Source organism: Haloferax sp. S1W (genome assembly GCF_044593955.1).
In the GTDB taxonomy this organism is placed as follows: domain Archaea; phylum Halobacteriota; class Halobacteria; order Halobacteriales; family Haloferacaceae; genus Haloferax.
The window spans coordinates 99,445-122,799 of the sequence record NZ_CP172596.1; the positions used below are offsets into that span (position 1 = coordinate 99,445).

General features: G+C 58.1%; 16 protein-coding genes and 1 CRISPR repeat array. Of the genes, 12 read left to right on the forward strand and 4 right to left on the reverse strand.

Annotated features, from left to right (window positions below):
* Positions 1-37: 37 nt before the first annotated feature.
* From ACH9L7_RS16655 to ACH9L7_RS16685, 7 genes are all read left to right on the forward strand, one after another.
* Entirely contained in the window at positions 38-409 is a 372-nt protein-coding gene (locus ACH9L7_RS16655) for an ArsR/SmtB family transcription factor (protein ID WP_396613565.1), read from the forward strand.
* Complete coding sequence (locus tag ACH9L7_RS16660) at positions 410-727, forward strand: hypothetical protein (protein ID WP_396613566.1); 318 nt, start codon at positions 410-412, stop codon at positions 725-727.
* Between the two features lie 62 nt (positions 728-789).
* Positions 790-3,062: a CRISPR direct-repeat array (repeat unit 30 nt; unit sequence GCTTCAACCCAACTAGGGTTCGTCTGTAAC).
* Between the two features lie 605 nt (positions 3,063-3,667).
* Entirely contained in the window at positions 3,668-5,083 is a 1,416-nt protein-coding gene (locus ACH9L7_RS16665; RefSeq protein WP_396613567.1) for an ABC transporter substrate-binding protein, read from the forward strand.
* Positions 5,084-5,179: 96 nt separating this feature from the next.
* Positions 5,180-6,130 carry a nickel ABC transporter permease gene (gene nikB, locus ACH9L7_RS16670; protein ID WP_396613568.1) on the forward strand — a complete coding sequence of 317 codons (951 nt, stop codon included), beginning with the start codon at positions 5,180-5,182 and terminating at the stop codon, positions 6,128-6,130.
* Complete coding sequence (gene nikC, locus ACH9L7_RS16675; RefSeq protein WP_396613569.1) at positions 6,127-7,050, forward strand: nickel transporter permease; 924 nt, start codon at positions 6,127-6,129, stop codon at positions 7,048-7,050. The genes nikB and nikC overlap by 4 nt, the downstream gene beginning before the upstream one ends.
* Positions 7,047-8,141, forward strand: coding sequence for an ABC transporter ATP-binding protein (locus tag ACH9L7_RS16680; protein ID WP_396613570.1), 1,095 nt, complete (start codon positions 7,047-7,049; stop codon positions 8,139-8,141). Before nikC ends, ACH9L7_RS16680 begins: the two co-directional genes overlap by 4 nt.
* On the forward strand, positions 8,128-9,219 hold the full coding sequence (locus ACH9L7_RS16685) for an oligopeptide/dipeptide ABC transporter ATP-binding protein (RefSeq protein ID WP_396613571.1): 1,092 nt from the start codon (positions 8,128-8,130) through the stop codon (positions 9,217-9,219). Before ACH9L7_RS16680 ends, ACH9L7_RS16685 begins: the two co-directional genes overlap by 14 nt.
* A gap of 25 nt (positions 9,220-9,244) precedes the next feature.
* On the opposite strand, the gene ACH9L7_RS16690 is transcribed toward ACH9L7_RS16685, so the two are convergent.
* A complete protein-coding gene (locus tag ACH9L7_RS16690; protein ID WP_396613572.1) occupies positions 9,245-10,429 on the reverse strand; it encodes an ATP-binding protein in 1,185 nt (394 codons plus the stop codon).
* Between the two features lie 119 nt (positions 10,430-10,548).
* Positions 10,549-11,469: a cysteine synthase A gene (cysK, locus tag ACH9L7_RS16695; RefSeq protein WP_396613573.1), complete on the reverse strand. Its 921-nt coding sequence runs from the start codon at positions 11,467-11,469 to the stop codon at positions 10,549-10,551.
* Between the two features lie 431 nt (positions 11,470-11,900).
* Here cysK and ACH9L7_RS16700 point away from each other — a divergent pair, with 431 nt between their 5' ends.
* On the forward strand, positions 11,901-15,083 hold the full coding sequence (locus ACH9L7_RS16700) for a right-handed parallel beta-helix repeat-containing protein (RefSeq protein ID WP_396613574.1): 3,183 nt from the start codon (positions 11,901-11,903) through the stop codon (positions 15,081-15,083).
* 672 nt (positions 15,084-15,755) lie between these two features.
* Here the strand turns inward: ACH9L7_RS16700 and ACH9L7_RS16705 are convergent.
* A complete protein-coding gene (locus ACH9L7_RS16705) occupies positions 15,756-15,953 on the reverse strand; it encodes a hypothetical protein (RefSeq protein WP_396613575.1) in 198 nt (65 codons plus the stop codon).
* Between the two features lie 481 nt (positions 15,954-16,434).
* Positions 16,435-17,214, reverse strand: coding sequence for an IclR family transcriptional regulator (locus ACH9L7_RS16710; RefSeq protein WP_396613576.1), 780 nt, complete (start codon positions 17,212-17,214; stop codon positions 16,435-16,437).
* A gap of 842 nt (positions 17,215-18,056) precedes the next feature.
* On the opposite strand from ACH9L7_RS16710, the gene ACH9L7_RS16715 reads away from it, so the two are divergent.
* The 4 genes from ACH9L7_RS16715 to ACH9L7_RS16730 all read left to right on the forward strand — a co-directional run bounded on the left by ACH9L7_RS16715 (position 18,057) and on the right by ACH9L7_RS16730 (position 23,296).
* Positions 18,057-19,181, forward strand: a complete 1,125-nt coding sequence (locus ACH9L7_RS16715; RefSeq protein WP_396613577.1) for a pyridoxal phosphate-dependent aminotransferase — start codon at positions 18,057-18,059, stop codon at positions 19,179-19,181.
* Between the two features lie 174 nt (positions 19,182-19,355).
* A complete protein-coding gene (locus ACH9L7_RS16720) occupies positions 19,356-20,783 on the forward strand; it encodes a sodium-dependent transporter (RefSeq protein WP_396613578.1) in 1,428 nt (475 codons plus the stop codon).
* Positions 20,784-21,134: 351 nt separating this feature from the next.
* Positions 21,135-22,283 (forward strand): pyruvate dehydrogenase (acetyl-transferring) E1 component subunit alpha, encoded by a 1,149-nt coding sequence (gene pdhA, locus ACH9L7_RS16725; RefSeq protein WP_396613579.1) that lies wholly within the window; start codon positions 21,135-21,137, stop codon positions 22,281-22,283.
* Positions 22,280-23,296, forward strand: coding sequence for an alpha-ketoacid dehydrogenase subunit beta (locus ACH9L7_RS16730; protein WP_396613580.1), 1,017 nt, complete (start codon positions 22,280-22,282; stop codon positions 23,294-23,296). Before pdhA ends, ACH9L7_RS16730 begins: the two co-directional genes overlap by 4 nt.
* The last annotated feature ends 59 nt before the right edge of the window (positions 23,297-23,355 follow it).

Consider the following 23,355-nt stretch of genomic DNA (forward strand, 5'->3'; position numbering starts at 1 on the left):
ACAGCTATTTTGGACCGCATCGACATGTAACCAACACGTGAATGAGGATCCGGAGCTGGGTGAACTGCTTGATATCCTCAGTGATGAGTATGCCCGGGACATCCTCGCAGCGACGAGCCTTGAACCAATGTCCGCACAACAGCTTGCAGACCAATGTGAGATGTCCAAACCAACGGCTTACCGCCGAATCGAGCAGCTCCAGTCGTACGGCCTCCTCGAAGAACAGACGAAAGTCGAGACCAGTACGAACAACTACAGTGTGTATGTCGCATCGCTCACGGGTGTCGACATCTCGCTGGCAGAGGGGCAGTTCGAAGCGACTGTCAGCCGAACAGACGCCGACCAGTTCCCTGGACAGGAGGAGTCGGATACCGCGGACCGGTTCACAAAAATGTGGGAGAATCTCTAAATGCTCAACGTAACCCCAACCGTGATAGTCGATTGGCTCATCGTGGCGTTTGCCTTTGGCTCGACGCTTGTCGGTGGGTACATCGGGTACCAAGCCTACCGCGGGTACCGTCGCCACGACAGCCAGCCAATGCGTGCGCTATCACTCGGGTTGATTCTCCTCACAACGGTTGCGTTCAGTACTGCGTTTATCGGGTCGCTGCTCCTTCGTGAGGGATACCTCGGACTGCAGTATCAACAACCACTGACACTGCTCACCCGAATCGTCCAGTTCGGAGGCGTGGTCTTGATTGCATACTCCATCCATATTCGTAAGTGAATTTTCGGCACTGTCTCGGTAAACTCGTTCGAGGAGCGAGCAGGTCGTTGTGTGAATTGGATATGTCTCTCGAAGAGGGGTTCGTTTGTAACCGGCGTCCCACAGGTTCAGTAGGTCGCGGATGACGCGGCTTCAACCCAACTAGGGTTCGTCTGTAACAGAGATTTGCACCAGCGTCTTTCAGGCTCGATTCGACTGCTTCAACCCAACTAGGGTTCGTCTGTAACTGTATCCCGAGCCACGTCGTGATGATATCTCCCATCGCGCTTCAACCCAACTAGGGTTCGTCTGTAACCAATCGCACTTGCATGGCTTCCGGTGCCGAGTGGTGGCTTCAACCCAACTAGGGTTCGTCTGTAACTTTCGTTCGTTTTCTTTCTGTCTGGCAAGATACCAGCTTCAACCCAACTAGGGTTCGTCTGTAACATGGCACTCGTTGTTGTGTTCGTGTGTCGCTTCACGCTTCAACCCAACTAGGGTTCGTCTGTAACGGTATTGCTCGCGTCAATCTGGATGTTACCGCTGGCTTCAACCCAACTAGGGTTCGTCTGTAACCCATTCGTCCCAGTCCATGAGTTGGGCGTTGGCCGCTTCAACCCAACTAGGGTTCGTCTGTAACAAGCGCGTGGATGGAGAGTGCTCCCTTCGGTTGGGAGCTTCAACCCAACTAGGGTTCGTCTGTAACGTGTGTGGCAAGTCATTTTGCAATCATGATTGACCGCTTCAACCCAACTAGGGTTCGTCTGTAACCGTCTGTGATTACAGGGTCGCCGATAGCATTCAGGCTTCAACCCAACTAGGGTTCGTCTGTAACTGTCGTTGTCGAACGTGTACGCACTCGTGCCGTCAGCTTCAACCCAACTAGGGTTCGTCTGTAACCGGGAGTTTGACTGCGACTGCCTCGTGTGTCTTTGTGCTTCAACCCAACTAGGGTTCGTCTGTAACTCGAGGTTTTGGGACATTTGGTAGATTTGGTAGTAGCTTCAACCCAACTAGGGTTCGTCTGTAACTCGGGTAGACTCATAGCCGTACTTTTCAGTGTCAACCATGCTTCAACCCAACTAGGGTTCGTCTGTAACCCCCTGGACGGCTTCGAGGAGTGCCTCGTCTTCCTCGGAGCTTCAACCCAACTAGGGTTCGTCTGTAACTCGACATCTTCGCGGGCCTCGTATCCGAGGACTCGGCTTCAACCCAACTAGGGTTCGTCTGTAACCGACGTCTACTGGGAGAGCGGGACGTCCGAAGGGCTTCAACCCAACTAGGGTTCGTCTGTAACTCGAGTGATACGGACCCGGTCCCAGAAATATCCCCAGCTTCAACCCAACTAGGGTTCGTCTGTAACTTTGTTGAGTTCTCCGGTGATGTCAACCACCTGGCGCTTCAACCCAACTAGGGTTCGTCTGTAACTGGCACAACATGCCCGATGACGTGCGCGAACAGTTCGCTTCAACCCAACTAGGGTTCGTCTGTAACTCGCCCCCGTCACCACCATCGCCACCCGGGCCGCCTGCTTCAACCCAACTAGGGTTCGTCTGTAACACTATTAAGGCAGAGCGTTTCTATTACCCATATGTGACGCTTCAACCCAACTAGGGTTCGTCTGTAACTTCTTCGGCGGCGTCCTCTGCCTCTGCTCGCGTGTCGCTTCAACCCAACTAGGGTTCGTCTGTAACTGTATGGCACACCGACGAGACACTATCGGTCCGCTTGCTTCAACCCAACTAGGGTTCGTCTGTAACCGACTGGTGGCTCCACCGTCCTGACGATGTTACGGACGCTTCAACCCAACTAGGGTTCGTCTGTAACCATTAACAGACGCATGTCCGTCCAGTCGTTGTCGAAACCGCTTCAACCCAACTAGGGTTCGTCTGTAACGAATATGGGATTACCGAGTTCGCCTAATCTCGTCCGGCTTCAACCCAACTAGGGTTCGTCTGTAACCGTTCATAACTTCGTCAATAAACCAAGACGCATCGTCGCTTCAACCCAACTAGGGTTCGTCTGTAACAGTTCGGACCTTTCGTTCCCGATTTACGCGCGGCAAGCTTCAACCCAACTAGGGTTCGTCTGTAACCGCTTCGCCTTCTTCGGTTGAGTCGATGAAAACAGGCTTCAACCCAACTAGGGTTCGTCTGTAACATGTTAATGTCTCGTTTCGTGTCCCACGATATCTGGCTTCAACCCAACTAGGGTTCGTCTGTAACTATCCCGAGCCACGTCGTGATTATATCCCCCACGGCGCTTCAACCCAACTAGGGTTCGTCTGTAACTCTCACGAAGTTGTCAATCCGCCAGAGGGGCAGGTGCTTCAACCCAACTAGGGTTCGTCTGTAACCATGGCCAATTCGGCCACTTCACTTCCCCTACACGCCATCTACACTCAAGTGTTTCCGTCGACCTCCAATACCCCCCAACCCCCCGGGGGGTCGACGGAACTCGCTGGAAGACCACCCCCAACAGGTAGTGTGAACGCAGTCAGCGCGAGCGGGCGTGGTGTATTAATTCACCCGTCAGTACCACACCCCAGTCACCCGTAATCCCTTAATTAGGGTGTTGTATCCACTTTGCTCGCACTGTCGTTTTGGTCGATACCTGCGACAAAGGGAGCGGAGCGACTCAGTTCAATCATATTATACAATCATAGTTTAGTTATCTAAACCAAAGTTGTTTTAACGAAGGCACATCCCGTGTCTGGTATGTCTGTTGGACACTTTACGGATACCCTCCCATGCAAGTGGCTGAGGTCAACCCCACGTTTTCTTTCGGAGAGGGTGGCTGCACGATTCAGTTCACGGGTGATTGTCGATGCGTAGGCGCTGTTCGAGACGGCACTTTCTCGCCGGTCTATCTGCTGGTTCCACTGGACTAATTGCAGGGTGTGCTGGGGGACAGTCCAGTTCCGGTTCCAATTCCAATTCCCGTTCGAACGACTCGTTTACCGTGGCGCTCACTCGCGACCCGACACGGGAGAAATGGGATGTCTACCGCGGAATCACCCCGTACTACACGCACGTCTTCGAACCGCTCGTAGACACGACCGACGACATGGAGACCGCACCGCTGCTGGCCACCGAGTGGGAGGCCGTCGACGAGATGACCTGGGACTTTTCGCTTCGAGAGGGGGTTACCTTCCACAACGGTGACTCGCTGACGGCCGACGCCGTCGTCCACTCCTTCGACCGCGTCTTCGAGCAGTGGTCGTGGGTTCCCGGTTGGATTGGTGTCGAACCCGACGGCGTCACAGCGGTCGACGACACTACGGTCCGCTTCCAGACGACGGAACACTTTCCCGCGTTTCCCGGCACGATTTCGCACAACTACTTCGGCATCCAGCATCCCGATGCAACCGAGACACCGGTCGGAACGGGTCCCTTCCAAGTCGAACGCGTCGAAGAGGAACACTCGGTTACGCTCACGCCGTACGAAGACTACCGAGGAGGGACGGCAACGCCAAGCGAACTCACCTTCGAGTGGGTCAAAGACCCCAATACGCGCGTTCTGTCCCTCCAGAAGGGGTCGGTGGACGTTGCACAGCACATTCCAAAGAGCAGGGCATCGGACCTCTCCGATGCGTCTGAAACAGCCATCGAAACCCATCTCACCCCCGAGTCGGGGCTCGTCGCGGTCAACCTCTACACGTCGCCAACCGACGACGAACGGCTTCGCAAGGCCCTCAACTGGGCTGTCGACCAGGGTCAAATCGTGGAACGCGTCCTGAACGGAATTGGCGAGCCAGCCCGAGGGCCCATCTCGTCGATTATTCCGTGGGCGATTCACGACGAACTCCCAACGTACGGTCCCGACAGAACGCGAGCACGGGAACTAGTCGAGGAGTCATCCTACAGCGGTGAAACACTCTCGATTCTAATCAACAGCGAGAAAACCGACGACAGAACCATTGCGCAGACTCTCTCAGGCTGGTTTGAGGAAATCGGCGTCGAAAGCGAGATTCGACAGGTCGACCCGGCGTCGTTCTACGACATGTTCACCGCTGGCGAAGCGAACCTGTCGCTCGTCAGCTTCGGGTCGAACAGCGCCGCCTGCGATTACCTCGTCCGGGCGATGTTCCACTCCGAGGGGAGCGACAACCGGAAGCTCCACGAGCGAAACGGAACCGGAATCTACAACCCAGGCCCCGAGGTCGACCGGCTCATCGAGCAGGGCTACCGAGCCGAGACGCTGGCAGAGAAGCGTGACTACTACGGAGCAGTGCAAAATCGGGTTGTCGACACGGGTGCAGTTATCCCGCTGTACTACAACGAGTACGTCTTCGGCCGACAGGCGAGCGTCTCCGGAATCGACCCCCATCCAATCGAGGCCATGGTCGACTGGTCTGGTCTCTCTCGGAGGTCCTAGTATGTGTGGACACAACGACAGACAGGACGCGGCCAGCGACGGACGCCGGCCTGCGGTCACGTCCGGGTGCCACAAAGGAGGCGCTACTCAGAAGCAATGAACGGGTGGAGTCTGTTCAGACGGCTGCTGACGATGGTCGTCGTTCTGTTCGGCGTCTCGGTCCTCACCTACGGTCTGATATTCATCACGCCCGGCGACCCAGCGCGAACGATTTTGACCCAGCAGATGGGCGGCCAAAGTCCGTCACAGGCTGCAATCGAGCAGTTTCGGGCCGTCAACGGCCTCGACGACCCGTTCCCAGTCCAATACGCACGCTGGGTGGGAGACGTACTGCAAGGCGACCTCGGCCAGTCGTACTACAGCGACCAAGCGGTCACCGCGATGATTGCAACCCGACTACCGAATACCATCGCACTCGCCGCCGCGTCGATGCTCGTCGCGGTTGCGATTGCCGTCCCGGCCGGAATCGCGAGTGCAGTCGAACCGGGGAGTCAGACCGATTACGCTGCACAGCTAGGTTCGCTCGTTGGCGTTTCGATGCCGAACTTCTGGGTCGGATATCTGCTCATCATCGTCTGTTCGCTCTGGCTCGATTTGTTCCCCGTGGCTGGCGCAGGCGGCCTCGAATATCTGGTCTTACCGGCACTGACGCTGGGGTCCGGCATGGCTGCCGTCATCGCACGGTTGGTCCGAACGACGATGCTTGACGTGCTCGACGACGCGTACATTCGAACCGCCCGGTCGAAGGGATTGCGCGAGCGAATCGTCGTCTACAAACACGCACTCCGAAACGCGCTCGTTCCCGTCGTGACGGTAGTTGGGCTCCAGTTGAGTTACGTTCTCAACGGTGCCGTCGTCGTCGAAGTCGTGTTCCAGCGACCGGGACTCGGAACGCTTCTGGTCGACGCACTCTTCGCACGTGACTATCCGGTCGTACAGGGGGTGACGCTGCTCATCGGCGTCATCTTCGTGCTGACAAACTTCGCAGTCGACCTAACATACAGCCGACTCGACCCGCGAATCGACGTTGGGGGTGAGCCGACATGAGCGGGCCACAATCCAACGGGCCGCAGTCCAACGAGCCGCAGTCCAACGGGCCGCAAGGGAGACCGAGCCACAGCCAGAGACGGGTGACCGACACGGTGCGGTCGAGTCGCCTCACCCAGTTCGGCCTGGGTATCGTGCTTACTCTACTCGTGGTCGCAGTATTCGGCCCACTCGTGTCGCCGTACGACCCAGTCGAGCAGAACCTGGCCCACCAGTTGGAGTCACCATCGCTGGCCCATCCGCTCGGGACCGACCAACTCGGCCGTGACGTACTCACGCGGCTCCTGTATGGGTCCAGACTGTCACTCGGAATCGCTGTCGCTGTGACGGCCGTCCGACTAGTCGTCGGGACAACCGTCGGCCTCGTCGCGGGCTACGCCGGTGGATGGGTCGACGAAGCGCTGATGCGACTCGTCGACACGCTGTTGGCGTTCCCCGGAATTGTGCTCGCACTCGTCATCGCTGGCGTTCTCGGACCGAGCCTCGTGAACGTGATGCTCGCGCTGGCAGTGGTCGGTTGGGCGTCGTACGCCCGGTTGGTCCGGAGCAACGTCCTCTCACTTCGAGAGCGGGAGTTCGTAAGCGTCGCCAGACTGCTCGGTCGGTCCCGAACGCACGTCATCGCCCGACATCTGGTTCCAAACGTCGTCGCACCGGTCGCCGTGCTGGCGACGCTCGATATCGGCGGCGTCATTCTCGGAACCGCAGGACTGTCGTTCATCGGACTGGGCGCACAGCCACCGACACCCGAGTGGGGGACGATGCTCGCGTCGGGGCGCACTTACCTGCAGCAGGCATGGTGGCTCGTCAACGCCCCCGGCGTCTGTATCATGGTCACCGTTCTCGGATTCAACCTCCTCGGTGACAGCCTCAGAGACATGCTCTCGCCGACGCAGTCGGCACGAATGGAGCAACTATGAGGAGCGGGCCACTGCTTCGCGTCGAGAATCTTCACACGCAGTTCCACACCGAGCGGGGGGCGGTCCATGCCGTCGATGGCGCATCGTTCACCGTCGACCGCGGCGAAATCGTCGGTCTTCTCGGTGAGAGCGGCAGCGGCAAATCCGTCACTGCCCGGTCGGTATGCAGACTGGAAGCCCCCGGGCAAGTCGTCGACGGGACGATTACGTTCGACGGAGCCGACCTGACGACCGCCGACGAGTCGACGTTGCGTCAGATTCGCGGGAACGATATCTCGATGGTGTTTCAGGATCCGACGGAGACGCTGAATCCGGTGTTCTCGGTCGGCGAACAGATTGCCGAGGCGGTTCGGGTTCACGAGACAGACGACCGACAGCGACTCCTCGATTTCCTCGGCGTGCCACCGTTTCGAGAGCGGTCGGCGTGGGCGGACGCACACAAACGCGCCATCGAGTTGCTGGAGCAGATGGACATCCCGAACCCGAAATCCCGCTCGTCGGCGTTTCCACACGAGTTCTCGGGTGGGCTTCGCCAGCGTGCGCTGCTCGCTATCGCGCTCGCGAGCGAGCCGTCGCTCTTGATTGCCGACGAGCCAACGACGGCACTCGACACGACGACGCAGGCCGACATCCTCCAGCGCTTTCGCGCCCTGCGAGACGAGCAGGACATCGGCATCCTGCTCATCTCCCACGACATCGGCGTCATCGCACAAACCTGTGACCGCGTCGTCGTGCTGTACGGCGGGCAGGTGATGGAGGCTGGTCCGGTCGAGTCGGTGCTGACCGCCCCAGAACACCCCTATACCCGAATGCTACTTTCGTGTTCGGTCCGGAACCGTGCCCCGGGCGAACGAGTTCGGTCAGTCGAGGGACGGCCACCGGACCCTATCGGCGGCCACGAGGCGTGTCCGTTCGTCGACCGCTGTCAGCACGCGACTTCGATGTGTCGCGAGGGAACCATCCCGATGACCGATCTCGACGCCGAGCACCGACTGGCCTGCGTGGAAGCACCACTCGCTGACAGCCCTGAATCGTCTCACCGGCGTACGCCACCGACGCCCGATGGAGGTGAACAGAATGACACAATGTGATGGTGAGACACAGCATGGGCGACCAGCGAGCGAATCGCAGTCGGACCTCCCGGTAATCGAGTTACGGAACGTCTCGAAGTCGTTCGCCGGAGAGCGATCACTCTTGGACCGACTGCGGGGCAGCGCATCACCTGCGAAGGCGGTCTGCAATGCGTCACTGGCTGTTCACAGCGGTGAGACCGTCGGCGTCGTCGGTGAGAGCGGGTGCGGGAAATCAACCCTCGCAAAACTCCTCACCGGTCAGCTCACGCCGGATTGCGGACAGGTCCGCATCGGTGGCACTCCCGTCGGGGGACTCATGGACCGGTCACCAACCCAGCGTCGACGAATCGGTGTCGTCCTTCAGCACGTCCGCGGGAGTTTCGACCCGCGGTGGTCGGTCAAGAGGTCGATTTCCGAGGCCCTCGACGGCTCAAATACTGTCTCTGAGGAGGACGCCACTCTCGGCGAAATCGATGGGCTGTTGCGGAGCGTCGGCCTCTCCCCACAACTCGCCGACCGATACCCCCGAGAGCTGTCGGGTGGACAACTCCAGCGCGTCGCTCTTGCTCGCGCGCTCGCGCACGACCCCGACGTGATCGTCCTCGACGAACCGGTGTCCGGACTCGATGTGGCGACCCAAGCGACGATTCTGAACCTGCTTGCGGACGTTCAAGACAGGTTCGGTGTCGGCTACGTATTCATCTCCCACAATCTCGACGTCGTCCGGTACCTCGCCGACAGGGTCGCGGTCATGTACGCCGGAGAAGTCGTCGAGACCGGACCGGCAACGGAACTGTTCGAGTACCCGAACCATCCGTATACTGAGGCGTTACTCCGTGCGATTCCAAGCGACGACCCGATGGACGACCCGCCGACTCCGCTCCGCGGTGAGCCACCCGACCCAACGAACCGACCGGCAGGGTGTTCGTTTCACCCACGCTGTCCCGCTGCGACGACGGCGTGTACCGAGCGCCACCCCGATTTCGAGCACATCGACGGCACGCGTGTTCGGTGTCTGCACGCCCCCGACGCGACGAGCGACCGCAACGGTGACGGCCGAGGCCATTGCCGACTCGACCCGACCCGAACTGACTGACTCCCAAGTTCGAGGCGGCCCACAACTAGCGGGACGAGTGCACTTTGGGCATCGGTTCCGCCGTCACCACCGACACTTCTCCCGGGGGGAGTTCAATCACGAAAACGGTACCCTGCGGGTCGTTGTCTTCAATCCACACGTCGCCGCCGTAGGCACCCACCATCGCGTCGACGAAAAAGAGACCGAACCCGCCCGTCGTTCGGTCTGATTCACCGCGCCGAAAGACCGCGTCTTTCCGGTCATCCGGGATGCCTTGACCCGTATCTGCGATGCGGACTCTGACCCACCCCGTTTCAGGGTCCTCATCGGCGGTCACGCGTACGCACAGGCCGTCGGGGTCGTTGTGCACGACGGCGTTCGCGAGCACGTTTCCGATGACCTCACTCAGCAACTCATCGCCTTTGACGGATACCTCGTTGGGAACGTCAGTCTCGAAGGTCACTTCGGGGTATGTCGACCGGAGGTTCGTGACCTCCGCAGTGATGACCGCAGCGAGGTTGACATCGGTTAGTGGACGGGTCGGCTTGCCAGTCAACGTCCCGATGATGTTACGCACCCGCTGGATGATATCCACAACGTCATCGGACCACCGCAGGATCGTTTCGGCGTTCCGTCGGGCGTCATCCTCCTCGAGGTCCTCAACGAGGAACTCCGCACGTCCTTTGATGATGTTCATCCCGTTGAGAACGTCGTGTCGGAGAATGCCATTGAAGAACTCCAGTTGGTCGTTCCTGTATTCTAACTCCTCAGCACGTATGATGGCACGTTCTGCGGCGCGCTCGCGTTGGATTGCGCGTGCCTCGATAATGCCAATTATGAGGCCGCCAGCCGAACCCATCGCAATCGCAAATCGAATCCACCCGAGGAAGAACACAAACTCGATGTCGGCAGGAAACACGAAGATGAGAAAGAGATTGATCCCGAGGTAGACGACCAACCCGCCGAGGAGCCATTTCGTGACCCGAACGTATCGGTCTGCGTCCAACCCGCTCCGTTCGAGCCAATATCCTCCATACACGATGCCGAATACAAACGGGCTGGTAGTCACGAGATAGCCCAGAAATCCCGTCGAGAAAAACCAGTCAATCCCCATCCCGCCGAGAACGACCCACTCTACGAAGGCAGTAAACAAGAGTACGCACCCAAACCCAGTGATGAGATTTGGGAGCCACTCCGTGCGGAAGGCTGAGACACCAGGGAACGCAACCATATCTATCACAATGAATTTACAGAAGGTATATTTTGTCGGCTCTACCGAAATCCAAGGCGAGTGACAGAGCCCGGTGTTAGGTATAAGACTACTACTGTGAACACTCGTGAGTCGGTTCCCTACACACCCCTGTAGAGGTTCGTCGAGAGGTAGCGCTCCCCGGTATCCGGAAGAATGACCACGGTGGTCTTGCCCTTGTTTTCCGGTCGCTGAGCAACCCGAACCGCACCTGCGAGCGCGGCCCCCGACGAGATGCCCGCCAGAATCCCCTCGTCGGTCGCGAGCTTTCGCGCCATCTCGAGTGCGGCTGTCTGCTGCACAGCAACCACATCATCGATCAAGTCGCGGCGAAGGACACCGGGAACAAAGCCAGCACCGATTCCTTGGATTCCATGTGAACCAGCCTTCTCTCCCGACAGGACCGCAGATTCCGCCGGTTCGACGGCAACCGACTGGAAGTCGGCCTTCCCCTGGTCTTCTTTAATGTATTCAGAGACCCCAGTAATCGTACCGCCAGTTCCCACGCCCGAAACCAGAATATCGACGGTTCCCTCCGTGTCGCGCCAAATTTCCGGGCCAGTCGTCTCCCGGTGAATCCTGGGATTGGCGAGATTTTGGAACTGGTGTGGAATGAAGGTGTTCTCAAGCTCGTCTGCTACCGATTCTGCTTTCGTAATCGCCCCATCCATCCCGTCAGCACTCGGCGTAAGGACGATTTCGGCATCGAGCGCTTTGACGAGGCGACGCCGCTCTTCGCTCATCGACTCGGGCATCGTCAGGATCAACTCGTAGCCCTTTGCAGCGGCAGTGAACGCAAGCCCAATGCCCGTATTACCACTCGTCGGTTCGATTATCGTGGTGTCGGCGTCGACCAGCCCTTCTTTCTCGGCCTGTTCGAGCATCGCAACGCCGATCCGGTCTTTTACAGAATGAGTCGGGTTGAACGATTCCAGCTTTGCGAAGATGGTCTCATCGAACGAGTCGAGTCGGACGAGTGGTGTTTCACCAACCAACTCTGTGACGTCGCCAGCAATGTTCATTAGTTCGTTCCACGAATTTCAGTAGCTTCTGGATGGGGCCACAGAATAGCGGCGGTTCATGCGACCTGGCGAATTCCCCATGTCGGTCGAAGGGGACACGAAGAGGACAGACACGTCTCCCCACACACCAGAGTTTGTAGGAGTTCGTCCGAGGGACAAAAGCCGCGCCGCAATGGCTGGGTTCACTCCACGTGCAGTGGAACTTCCGGTACGGAGGGTCCGTATCAACCGGTGAATATATATCCGTATAATTCAAGTTCCGGATATGAGTATTTTTTATCAATTTCGGATGCGACACACACAGCATGCGTGGCCGCATCGATCTTCTACTCTCCTGAAAGAAGCAGTAGAGCCACATATCACGTCATGCGTTTCAACAGCGAAGCAGCGACCAGACGACGCTGACCGTCGGGGTGACCTGATTGACTAGTGTGACTGGAAAATGGACGCGACGGGCACTGGTCGCCATCGTTGTCGTGTCACTGGTTACCTCGCTCGTCAGTCCGGGAGCGGTCGCTGAAACCAACACCGACACCACGTTCGTGGAGTCGGACATTACGACGGATGCAACGTGGACGCCGGACGGCGGGCCCTATCGGATTATCCAGGATATCCACATCGCACCCGGTGCCACACTGACGATACAGCCCGGGACCGACATCCAGCTCGCCGAACAGATCACACTGTCCGTCGACGGCTCGCTCTACGCGAACGGCACGGACGACCGTCCAGTAACGATTTCACGGACCGACGGGGCCGCACCAGACCGTCGGTGGGCAAGTATCCGCTACAACGGCACGGATACGTCTCGGCTCGTAGTACACAATACGACATTAGAAGGAGGCACGAGCGGCATCACTGTGGACAGTTCGGACGGAACGATCAGGGTCGTCGATTCGACGCTGCAGGATTTTTCGACAGCCGGACTCTCAGTCGACGACACCACAGCGACACCATCGGTCACTATCAAGCGGTCGGCGTTTCGGATAATCGATGGGCACGCGATTCGGGCGAGCCCATCGATGGGAGCGACCGGTGACGTGTCACTGACGGCGTCGCCAAATGGGCGCGAGAATCGCTCGAATCACATGCTCTCTCTCGATGCCGGTGTTGGCGTGGCATTCGATACGGTCGAGTTGCAGTATTCGTCAGCTGGGACGGTCAGAAGCGTCGACGCACAGAGCATCGAGCGGATTGGACTCGACCGCAACCGAAATGGGAGTATCGAGCGGTCGTTTTTCCCGCATGTCAGCGATGTCTCATCGACGGATAATCGACTAGAAATCTCGTTGTCGAAACCGGTCAGAATCCCGAGTGACGGCCGTCTACTCGTCGAGTACAAGGATGCAGTCAATCCGGCGACACGGGGAATCTATCCGGTCACAGTCGATCTTCGCAAGGAGACGGTCTCACAACTCTCCGACGGCGTACAGGGGTCGTTCGTTGTCGGCAATATCACGTCCCCAGTCGACAGAAACACGGCGGCGGACACACGCGTACAGCACGTCACCGTTCGTGACTCAACCTTTAGCCAGATAAACGGGAGTGGGGTCTTCGCCGCCGCCGACACCGTCCGTCGGTTTTGGCTGGTGAACAATCGGATCTCGCGGACGGATGGAAGTGGGATTACAATCCGCGCCGCACGGAGCGAGACGAATTTCTGGCACAACGAGATTTCAGCAGGTGACGCTGGCATCCAAATCGACGCCCGGACCCAAGCGTCGATGACCGCGTCTGGAAACCAGATTCACGACGCCCAGACAGGCATCCGAGTCCACCAATCGGGCGCACAACTCACCGGGTCGGGCGAGCTGACACTCCGTGAGAACACGGTTGCAGACAACGTCGGCCATGGGGTCGGAGTCACCGCACACAACACCGAACTCAGCTTTCAGATAGCCAATAATACAATCCGCGACAACGGGCGCGACGGGGTCCACATCGCAAATTGGCTGACGCGACGAAGCACTGTCCAAGGCAACCAGATTGAAAATAACGGCGGCGACGGGTTCGCCCTCGACGGGACTGGCGTACGGAAGCTTACGTTGGCACACAACGATGTCGAGGATAATGCGGGAACAGGGCTGGCAATCCAGACACAGGCGACAGCACGTAGGGTCGCCGTTCACAACAACACCGTAAAAGATGGTGGCGGCCACGGCGTTACAGTCCGGTCAGAAATGATCGTCCATCAGACCACGGTCCGCGACAATCGGCTGGCGAACAACGCCGGTGCCGGGCTCCTCGTTGCCAGTCCGATAACACACCGTGGTAACCTCTCGGTCGCTCACAACACCATCGCTGCCAATTCCTACGGTATCATCGTCCGCGGGGTTATCGAGACCACCGTCCAAGAGAACGATGTTGTATTCAACACGAATGCCTTCGCCGACCCAGTTCCGGTCTCGAACGTCAACACAGGGACAGGCGTGTACATCGCTGAGGGCGCGTCCGGCGCAATCGTCAACCAAGCACAAACGACGATTCCGCTCGAAGAACTCGTCGCCAATCCCACGTTGACCCAAGAGCTCACGATAGCTCGGCTCTGGGACGAGACGGTCGTCGTCTTGCGAACGGATGGCCCGAGTCAGACACGGTCGGCAGAAGCAAGTGCCCTCCAAATCCGGCAGGTGAGTGGGAGCCTCCCGACTGGAATCGGGATTCAAAAGGCTGGCGAGGGGAGCCAGAACCATCGCATCGTCAACAACAGCATCTATGGCCACCGGCGTGGGCTGACCGTCGATATCGAACCCCTGATCAGCGCGAATACGACTGCCCGAATCGTCGTGGACCCGCTTCGGACCGTCGAGGCCGAATCTAATTACTGGGGTGCTGCGAGCGGCCCCTATCACTCCTCAATTCTGCCAGCGGGCGATGGCAATCCAGTCGTCACCGAGCGCGGCTGGGTCGATTTTACGCCGTTCCGGACCGAAGCACAGAGACCGCTACACGCTCGGCCAACCGCACGAATCGAGGCACCAGCGACAGCAGCTGCAACGAGCCAGCTCAAACTCTCGGGTGCCACCTCGGAAAGCAACCAGTCGCCCGTCGCTCGATATCACTTCGTTGTGAATGGCACCGCGCAACCGGTACAGTCTTCGCCGGACCTCAAAGTCACGATGCCCGACCAGCCGCTCGAAGTCGGCTTGGCCGTCGAAAACCGACTCGGCATCGACAGCGCGACCACAACAACGACGATTGACGCTGCGGCACCGACAGCGACGCCAGCGTCGACAACCACGGTAGCGACGACGACAGCCTCGGCGACACAGCAGAACGAGTCGTCGACACCGTCGAGCGGTGGTCTCTTCGGTGTCGGCGCAATCTTCAGCGGTGGCCTCTCCGCCAGCCTCGGCTCACTATGGGGACTCCTCGGGAGCGCACTCTATCTGGGTGCGTTGGTCCTCGGCGGGCATGGGATGGTCCTGACCGTACAAAATCGCTCGCCACCGGTCAGTGGCCTCCGAATACAGGGTCTCGCGGTGGCTGCCGTTCTGGTCTGGCTCGCCGGGGGGGTCCTCGGAAGCGGTCCGTTGATTGGCGTTGGGCTCACCGCAGCAGTCTCGTGGGGTGGGCTCACCGCAATCGCATACGTACTGGCCACACGCGGGTGAACAGCTACTGGGACGCCCCGCGGTCTTACTGAGACCCCCGAAGCCTTCGCGTGTATGTCCCAAAGACGAACCTGAATTTTAGCTCTGCTAGGCACTGTCTGGTTACGCCAGTTTGAGAAGCGAGCGGACTATCGAGTGAATTTCGCAACGCGAGTTTGTGGGCCCGAAAGACGCACTGCACCCTTCGAACGTCGACGAGATGCGAAGCGTCTCGTTCTCTGCAACCCGTCTGAGGCAACGCCGAAGCGGGTTGCGGTCGACGAAACCGCGATCAAGACAATAGGATAACCTTGTATATGGAGTGCAATAATCCCTGAGACAAAGTCGTCCATGATGTCGAGTTGTTCGAACAGCATAGGACTGGTCCGGCAACTGTACCCCTCCATCAACTCACCGAGAGACACGGCCTCTCGAAAAACGTGTTTCCCGTCGATAGAGACGGCTAAAAAGCCACTTTCACTCAGTTAGAACTGAGCTGGCAGCTTGGCTCCGTTGGTCGAATCTTACCGAGAGTGGTTTCATATCCTCAACTGTAAGTTGACCACACTCATAATTCGTGGGTGGGAAGTCTCAGAGTCGCTCGTGAGAATTTTACACAATTAGGACAATACTAGACATTCCGTGACCGTGTCAAACGCTCGATAGAGGAACGCCGATTGGAGAGGTCACCAACTAGACAGTGCCCCCCATGATATTTGGTAGCAAAATTGTTAAGTAGGCCGCCCACACAGGTGGAGGTATGTCTTCGGGAATCGAATCGCTGGCTTCCGGTCCGAGCCACTCGTCCCAATGTGCATCCGTCAGTGGGTATCTCGTGTCTTCTTTTTCTTCCTTTACATTTTCTACATTTAAACTGGCGTAGACTACCACGGTGCGGGCCACCGCCCGCACGCAGGTGGAAAAACGTTAGTTGTGGATTGGCCCAAGTCGACCAGACCGTCGAGTTGCAGGGCCGACCGGCCGCGCACGCAGCGCTTGCAGACTATCGACACCGACCCAACACAATGAACGCAGACAACAAACAACAGTATCGCAACCGACAGACCGAAACCGTCGCACAAGCACAACCGACGCAAAGTCAACCGGCTGGACACGTTGTACGTCGGTCGATTCGAATTTCACTAGACCGCAACTCGACTCAGCGATGCGAGTGTTGTGGCGAGGCAATTGGAGAACAGACGCGCTACCGAAGCGTCACTACCCGCAAATCTAACGGGTGCTTGTCAGACTATGCATTCTGTACCGAAGCGTGTTCGGCTTCTTATTTCGGTACCCAATAGGGAGCACCCAAAAAAGTTGGAACTCAGTTTAGCAGTGGTGTGAGTGGAGAAACACCCGACTTTCGGATTCGTTAGCGGCGGCTCCCGTATCTGATATTGATGTGTATCTCGTCGATAGTGGCCAGTAGCTTATCCGGAAGTTCGTCCCGAAGGAGGCTCCCCTTAACTCGGTTGGCGGGGCCGGAGATACTAATCCCCCCAACTGGGACGCCATCCTCGTCGCGAATCGGTGCTCCAACTGCGTTCAATCCCTCGATAGATTCGCCGAGGTTGAACGCATAGCCTCGCTCGCGAATCTCTGTGAGTTCTTCGAAGAGTGCCTCGCGGTCGGTAATCGTCTGTTCGGTCACCTCCGTCAGCCCCTGTCGGTCGATGATTCCGCGACTCTCGTCTTCGGGAAGATACGCCAAAATAGCCTTCCCGGCAGCGAGTTGGTGGAGATTTCGGCGTTGGCCGACCCGAGCAGAGGTTTCTAACGGGCTTGCACCCGAGGCTTTGTACAGGTGAACGCTGTAATCGCCTTCTTTTGCGACGAGCCAGACCTTCTCTCCGGTCTCTGCTGCCAAGCGGTCGACCTGCTTCCGAGCGACATCGAAGAAGGAGATTCTATCGCGCGCACTGACGCCGAAGTCCAAGAGCCAGAGGCTGAGGTAGAATCGCCCGTCTTCCCTGAATAGAAGGTCGTTGTCCTCAAGCGTGAGAAGGTGCCGGTGAATCGTGCTGCGGGCGATATCGAGCTCCTCGGTGAGTTCGTCGAGTGTCTGCCCAGGAGTATCCTTCAGTACGTTCAAGATTTGAATCGACGACTCCGTCGTCGTCACGGGGCGACTCGAACGGGCTCGTTTCGTCATATTTTATCATCGAGGTATCTTCGATTTAGCTTTTTTCCCAAAACGGTAATATATGGGAGACGCCAACGAAATCATTGGGTTGATATTTGGGGTGAAGCCCGTTGAGTATTCCACTTCAAATCGGCAGATTTGACGTTGGTATTCACTATCTGCAATCACGTATGATGGAGTAAGGAATCAATCATATTCTGCGTCATCAACGACACCTCAAGCGGAGTCACACGGAATTTACATCTCGACATCCTCGGGAATACAAGTTACTTAGATATTATCACTACTCAGATAGCTTTTTGACCAGTAAACATGACTCAAACAGTGTTACACGCGTACAGCTGTAACGCACAGAAATTGAGTCTGACACTCGATTTCTCGGTTCTGACACTACTCAAACTCCCACTGTTTTCCGAGGACGTTGAACAGGAATCGTCCAAGTTAATTGGATTAAAATATACTGGGCATACATGGGACATTTGTCTGAGAACAAAAATAATATAGTCACTTCCCATTAATGGTTTGGAGTAGTAATTCAATATCTAAACCTGTCTAACTGTATTATACAGATATTTCCGCCGTTGAAATCCAAATTATTCGGACGAGTAGGTAGTTCCCGCAGACATGACAACCAACTGTCTCAGCAGAACATTTTTACTGGCTGGTGGGGAGTGTGTAGACGCCACCATGGCATGTAGTAGACAGACCCATAGACAGCGTCAGGTGCCCCACACACCTGCTCTCCCGGAATATCTGTCGAGTGTGAATTCCCGGGAGTGGAGACTCCGGGGGTCGAAATGGAACAGGTACGGACACGAGAAAACCGGACGTGAATACGTGAAATTAAACCAATGAGTAAGTACGCACCACGCGTCGAGCAGATGGATATCAGCGGAATTCGAGAAGTATTCGAGGGCGCGAGCGAGGACGATATTAACCTCGGTATCGGACAACCAGATTTCCCCACCCCTGAACATATCCGGAGCGCGGCGCTCTCTGCGGTCGAAGAGGGGTTAGTGGACTCGTACACGGGAAACAAAGGGACCCTCGGCCTTCGTGAGGCAATCAGCGAAAAGTACGAACGGGACAACGGGCTTTCTATCGACCCACAGAACATCATCGCAACGTCGGGGGCCAGCGAAGCCCTTCACATCGCTATCGAAGCCCACGTTAGACACGGCGGCGAAGTTATCATCCCCGACCCGGGATTCGTCGCGTACGAGCAACTTGCGGTACTCGCCGGGGGGGTACCCAAACCGGTCGAACTCCGAGACGACCTGACGCTCGACCCGGCGACGGTCGAAGCGGCAATCACCGAAGAGACCGACCTCTTTATCGTCAATAGCCCGGCGAACCCGACCGGAGCGGTGCAATCGAAGGCGGACATGCGCGAGTTTGCGCGCATCGCCGACGAGTACGACGTGGTGTGCCTCGTAGACGAGGTGTACGAACACATCATCTTCGAAGGGGAGCACCACTCACCGATGGAGTTCGCGGCGACCGACAACGTCGTACAGGTGAACGCGTGTTCGAAGTCGTACTCGATGACGGGATGGCGACTTGGATGGGTCACCGCGAGCGACGAGCGGACCGAGCGGATGTTACGCGTCCACCAGTACGTGCAGGCGTGTGCGAGTGCGCCAGCCCAGTACGCCGCCGAGGCGGCCCTCAAAGGGCCACAAGACCCCGTCAAGGAGATGGTCTCCGCGTTCGAAAACCGTCGAGACGTCCTCCTAGATGGCCTGGAAGATATCGGTCTCGAGACCCCCCGGCCGAAGGGAGCATTCTACGCGATGCCAAAAGTCCCCGATGGGTGGGCCGAAACCGTCCTCGAAAACGGTGTCATCGTGGTACCCGGTGAGGTGTTCGGCGACCGGGGCGAGGGGTACGCCCGTCTTTCCTACGCGACGAACGTCGAAGCGCTGAAGGACGCACTGGAGACGATGAAGTCCGTCACACGAGCGATTCCGAAGTAACTGCGTGCGGAAGCAGAACTCGTCTCCCGCGTCGGTCACACATCTTCTGCGTTGTTCGTGCTCGAACCCCGCTGAGACCGTTTCCAGCGACTCACTAACAACACCGCCAATCAACTCAGGCGTCTCCCACCCACGAGAAGAGTTTAGTACGATACCCTCGATGTGTGTTGTTGTATGGCACGTGACACGTGGGCGAGTCGCATAGGCTTTATTCTCGCTGCGGTGGGGAGTGCGGTCGGCCTCGGGAACATCTGGCGCTTTCCGTGGATGACTGCGCAGAACGGAGGTAGTGCGTTTCTCGTGGTGTATCTCTGTATCGTGCTCGGTGTCGGAGTCCCTGGGTTACTGGCGACACTCGTCATCGGAAGGCGGTCGAACCGGAATCCAGTCGGCGCGTTCAAATCGCTTGCAGGTTCTCGGGGATGGATACTGCTCGGTGGAATGTGCGTCCTCACGTCGGTCGTGTTACTCTCGTTCTACAGCGTCGTCGGAGGGTGGATTCTCAGATACTTCTTAGAGAGCTTTACGGGCGCGTATTTCGCACATCCGGCTGCCCACTTCGAGGCGGTCAACTACGGAATGGAGGCGTTTCAGTATCAGGTGTTGTTTCTCATCGTGACCGCACTCATCGTGATGGTCGGTGTGAGAGAGGGCATCGAAACCGCGACGAAAGCGATGATGCCCGGCGTTGTACTGCTTCTCGGTGCCATGGCGCTTTGGGCATTCAGTCAGCCAAACGCAGCGCAAGGGTACCAGTTTTTCCTCTCGTTCGACGGGCAGTATCTTTCACAGCATTTCCTCTCTATCCTCGGTTCGGCGGCCGGACAGGCGCTTTTTACCCTCTCGATAGGCGGTGGAACGATGCTTACCTACGCGTCCTACATCGACGAGGACCGGTCGCTTCCCTTCGACGCCTCGGCGATTGCACTCCTCAACCTCGGAATCGGTATTCTTGCCGGACTCGTCGTGTTCCCACTGCTTTTTTCGTATGCTGACGGCCCGACGAGTGGCGGACCGGGGGCACTCTTCGTCAGCATTGCTGGTGCGTTCGCGAATCTACCCGCTGGCGAACTCATCGGGGCAACCTTCTTCCTCGTCGTGCTGCTCGCCGCGATTACGAGTTCGATTAGTATGCTCGAAATCCCCGTGTCCGTCCTCGTCGACGAATTCGGGTTCAAACGGTCGCGGGTTACGCGAGGTGTCTTCGTCATCGTCGTTGCGACGGGCGCTCCAAACGCATTTCACGCGGCGGTGTTCGGGTTCGTCGCCGACCAACTCGTCAGCCTGCTCATGTTATTTGGGCTGACCGGGATGCTGTTCTATGCAGCGTGGGCACTTGGGCCAGCTGCTGTCGACGAGTATCTCACGGGAGCAGGTCGCTTCTCGCGCCCGTTCGCTCGGCCGTGGCGATACGCAATCGGGTCTGTCTTCCCGACGTTCCTGCTGTTTTCCTTCTACACCGACACGCTGCAGCTCGCCGGCTACGCAGCCGAATCAGTGGACGTTCTCGTCGTCACGCTCCTGACTGCGGTCCCGTGCATTGCGTTTATTCGCTGGACAGAACGGGAGACTCCATCCCAGAATCCCCAAAAGACAGAGTAGATTGTCCGTCTCTCGACGAATGGACTGTCATCAACAATCATTGTGATTAATTCTCACAGAACTATTAAGTTAACACCCCACAATGGAGATAGATATGGTGTCTGTCAGTGAGCCAGAGATTCGCGCGGCAACCGAGCCAATCCAGCGACTGGATTCCATTTTTAGCGCGATTTTTCTCCTTACATTTAAACTGACAACAATCGCTCCGATGCGAGGCGGCGGATGGCCTCGTACCGGACACACCCTCTGGAAATAACTCAAAGGTTCCCGTTCCCAGCGGCCCTGTGGGTGCCCAGACCGCCTGTGGTACAGATGGCAGAGTAACCACCGGTATATCAGACCACCACCAAAATGAGCGCACAAAAGGAACTCGACCAGCACGAAACGAGCAGACCAGTCGCGGCAGACGAGCGGCCAATTCAGGTGTTAGACGAGGACGGCAACCTGCTGCCCAACGCGGCGATGCCAGACCTCTCGCCCGACGAATTGGTATCGATGTACGAAGACATCAAACTCGCACGCCGATTCGACCAGCGGGCAATCAGCATCCAGCGTCAGGGGCGAATCGCCACGTACGCACCCATGACGGGACAAGAGGGCGCGCAGGTTGCGACGAGCTACGCACTCGACGACCACGACTGGCTGTTCCCAACCTACCGCGAACACGCGGCGAAGCACGTCCACGGCGTCCCGCTGGCGTCGCTCCTGAAGCCACTCCGTGGACTCCGGGAAGGGTATGCAGTCCCCGACGGCGTGAACGTCATGCCCGAATACATCCCAATCGCGACGCAGGTTCCGCAGGCGATGGGAATGGCGTGGGGACACAAGCTCCAAGGAAAGACGGACCACGCCGTGCTGTGTCACCTGGGCGACGGGGCAACGTCCGAAGGCGACTTCCACGAAGGGTTGAACTTCGCTGGCGTCTTCGACGTTCCGGCGGTCTTCGTCTGCAACAACAACCAGTGGGCGATTTCCGTCCCTCGAGAGCGCCAAACGGCGAGCGAAACCATCGCACAGAAGGCACAGGCCTACGGTATCGAGAGCGTCCGCGTGGATGGTCTCGACCCACTTGCCATGTATCAAGTGACGAACGAAGCACTCAACAAGGCAAAGAACCCGTCTGGCGGCGAGTGTCGCCCGACCCTCATCGAGGCAGTCCTCTATCGCTACGGTGCCCACACGACTGCCGACGACCCGTCAGTGTATCGTGACGGCGACGAAGCGGACGAGTGGAAGGATAAGGACCCCCTCGACCGCTTACAGAAGTTCCTGTACAAGGAGGGACTGCTCGACGAGCACATCGAGGCCGAGATGGACGAGCGCATCGAATCGAAGATCAGCGATGCGATAACAGAAGCCGAGCGCGCTGAATCCGACCCGAATCAGATATTCGAGTACGTGTACGACGAGATGCCCGACCGGCTTCGAGAACAACGGGACGAACTCGACGCCCTCCGCGAGAAGTATGGTGACGACCCGTTCAACGGGGTGTTAGAATGAGTTCGGCGACGGCCCCTGATGCCGACTCGTCGCTCGACCGACTCAACCTCGTCGAGGCGGTCTGCGACGGTCTTTATACGGAGATGTCGGAGCACGACGATGTCGTCGTGTTGGGCGAGGACGTGGGGAAAAACGGCGGCGTCTTCCGTGCGACTGATGGGCTCTACGAGGAGTTCGGCGAGGAGCGCGTCATCGACACGCCGCTCGCAGAGTCGGGTATCGTCGGGTCGGCAATCGGGCTGGCACTCTCCGGACTTCGTCCGGTTGCCGAGATGCAGTTTATGGGGTTCATCTACCCGGCGTTCGACCAACTCGTGAGTCACGCCGCCCGGTTGCGGAGTCGGAGTCACGGGCAGTACTCGGTTCCGATGGTCGTTCGGGCACCCTACGGCGGCGGGATTCGTGCCCCGGAACACCACTCGGAGTCCAAGGAAGCCTTCTTCGCCCACGAACCGGGGCTGAAGGTTGTCTCGCCCAGCACGCCGTACGATGCGAAGGGACTCCTCATCGCCTCGCTCCGCGACCCTGACCCGGTGGTGTTCCTCGAACCGAAACTCATCTACCGGGCGTTCAAGGAAGAGGTTCCGAGAGGGAGCTACGAAGTGCCACTCTCAGAGGCGTCGGTCCTTCGAGAAGGAAGCGACATCTCTGTGTACACGTGGGGGGCGATGACGCGTCCGACGCTCATCGCCGCGGACAACCTCGCAGACGAACACGGCATCGATGTCGAAGTCGTTGACCTACGGACGTTGTCGCCGCTGGATACCGAGACGATTGTCGAGTCGTTCAAGAAGACCGGCCGTGCCGCAATCGTCCACGAGGCACCGAAGACTGCGGGGTTAGGCGCAGAAGTCTCCTCGACGATTCAGGAGGAAGCACTCCTCTACATGGAAGCGCCCATCAAGCGCATCACCGGATTCGACGCGCCGATGCCGCTCCACAGCGTCGAGGACTACTACCTACCGCAAGCGGTGCGGATTCAAGACGGTATCCTCGAAACGGTCGGCTTCTGAAGGTGGTCCAAGATGGTCGAAACCGCACTTTCTTACTGATTCCTCACGTTTTAATAGAC

Bases quoted from the DNA above. Each gene is read 5' to 3' on its own strand.
- ACH9L7_RS16660 (WP_396613566.1), top strand. From the start codon at position 410: ATGCTCAACGTAACCCCAACCGTGATAGTCGATTGGCTCATCGTGGCG.
- nikB (WP_396613568.1), top strand. From the start codon at position 5,180: ATGAACGGGTGGAGTCTGTTCAGACGGCTGCTGACGATGGTCGTCGTT.
- nikC (WP_396613569.1), top strand. From the start codon at position 6,127: ATGAGCGGGCCACAATCCAACGGGCCGCAGTCCAACGAGCCGCAGTCC.
- ACH9L7_RS16680 (WP_396613570.1), top strand. From the start codon at position 7,047: ATGAGGAGCGGGCCACTGCTTCGCGTCGAGAATCTTCACACGCAGTTC.
- ACH9L7_RS16685 (WP_396613571.1), top strand. From the start codon at position 8,128: ATGACACAATGTGATGGTGAGACACAGCATGGGCGACCAGCGAGCGAA.
- ACH9L7_RS16690 (WP_396613572.1), bottom strand. From the start codon at position 10,429: ATGGTTGCGTTCCCTGGTGTCTCAGCCTTCCGCACGGAGTGGCTCCCA.
- cysK (WP_396613573.1), bottom strand. From the start codon at position 11,469: ATGAACATTGCTGGCGACGTCACAGAGTTGGTTGGTGAAACACCACTC.
- ACH9L7_RS16710 (WP_396613576.1), bottom strand. From the start codon at position 17,214: ATGACGAAACGAGCCCGTTCGAGTCGCCCCGTGACGACGACGGAGTCG.
- ACH9L7_RS16715 (WP_396613577.1), top strand. From the start codon at position 18,057: ATGAGTAAGTACGCACCACGCGTCGAGCAGATGGATATCAGCGGAATT.
- ACH9L7_RS16720 (WP_396613578.1), top strand. From the start codon at position 19,356: ATGGCACGTGACACGTGGGCGAGTCGCATAGGCTTTATTCTCGCTGCG.
- pdhA (WP_396613579.1), top strand. From the start codon at position 21,135: ATGAGCGCACAAAAGGAACTCGACCAGCACGAAACGAGCAGACCAGTC.
- ACH9L7_RS16730 (WP_396613580.1), top strand. From the start codon at position 22,280: ATGAGTTCGGCGACGGCCCCTGATGCCGACTCGTCGCTCGACCGACTC.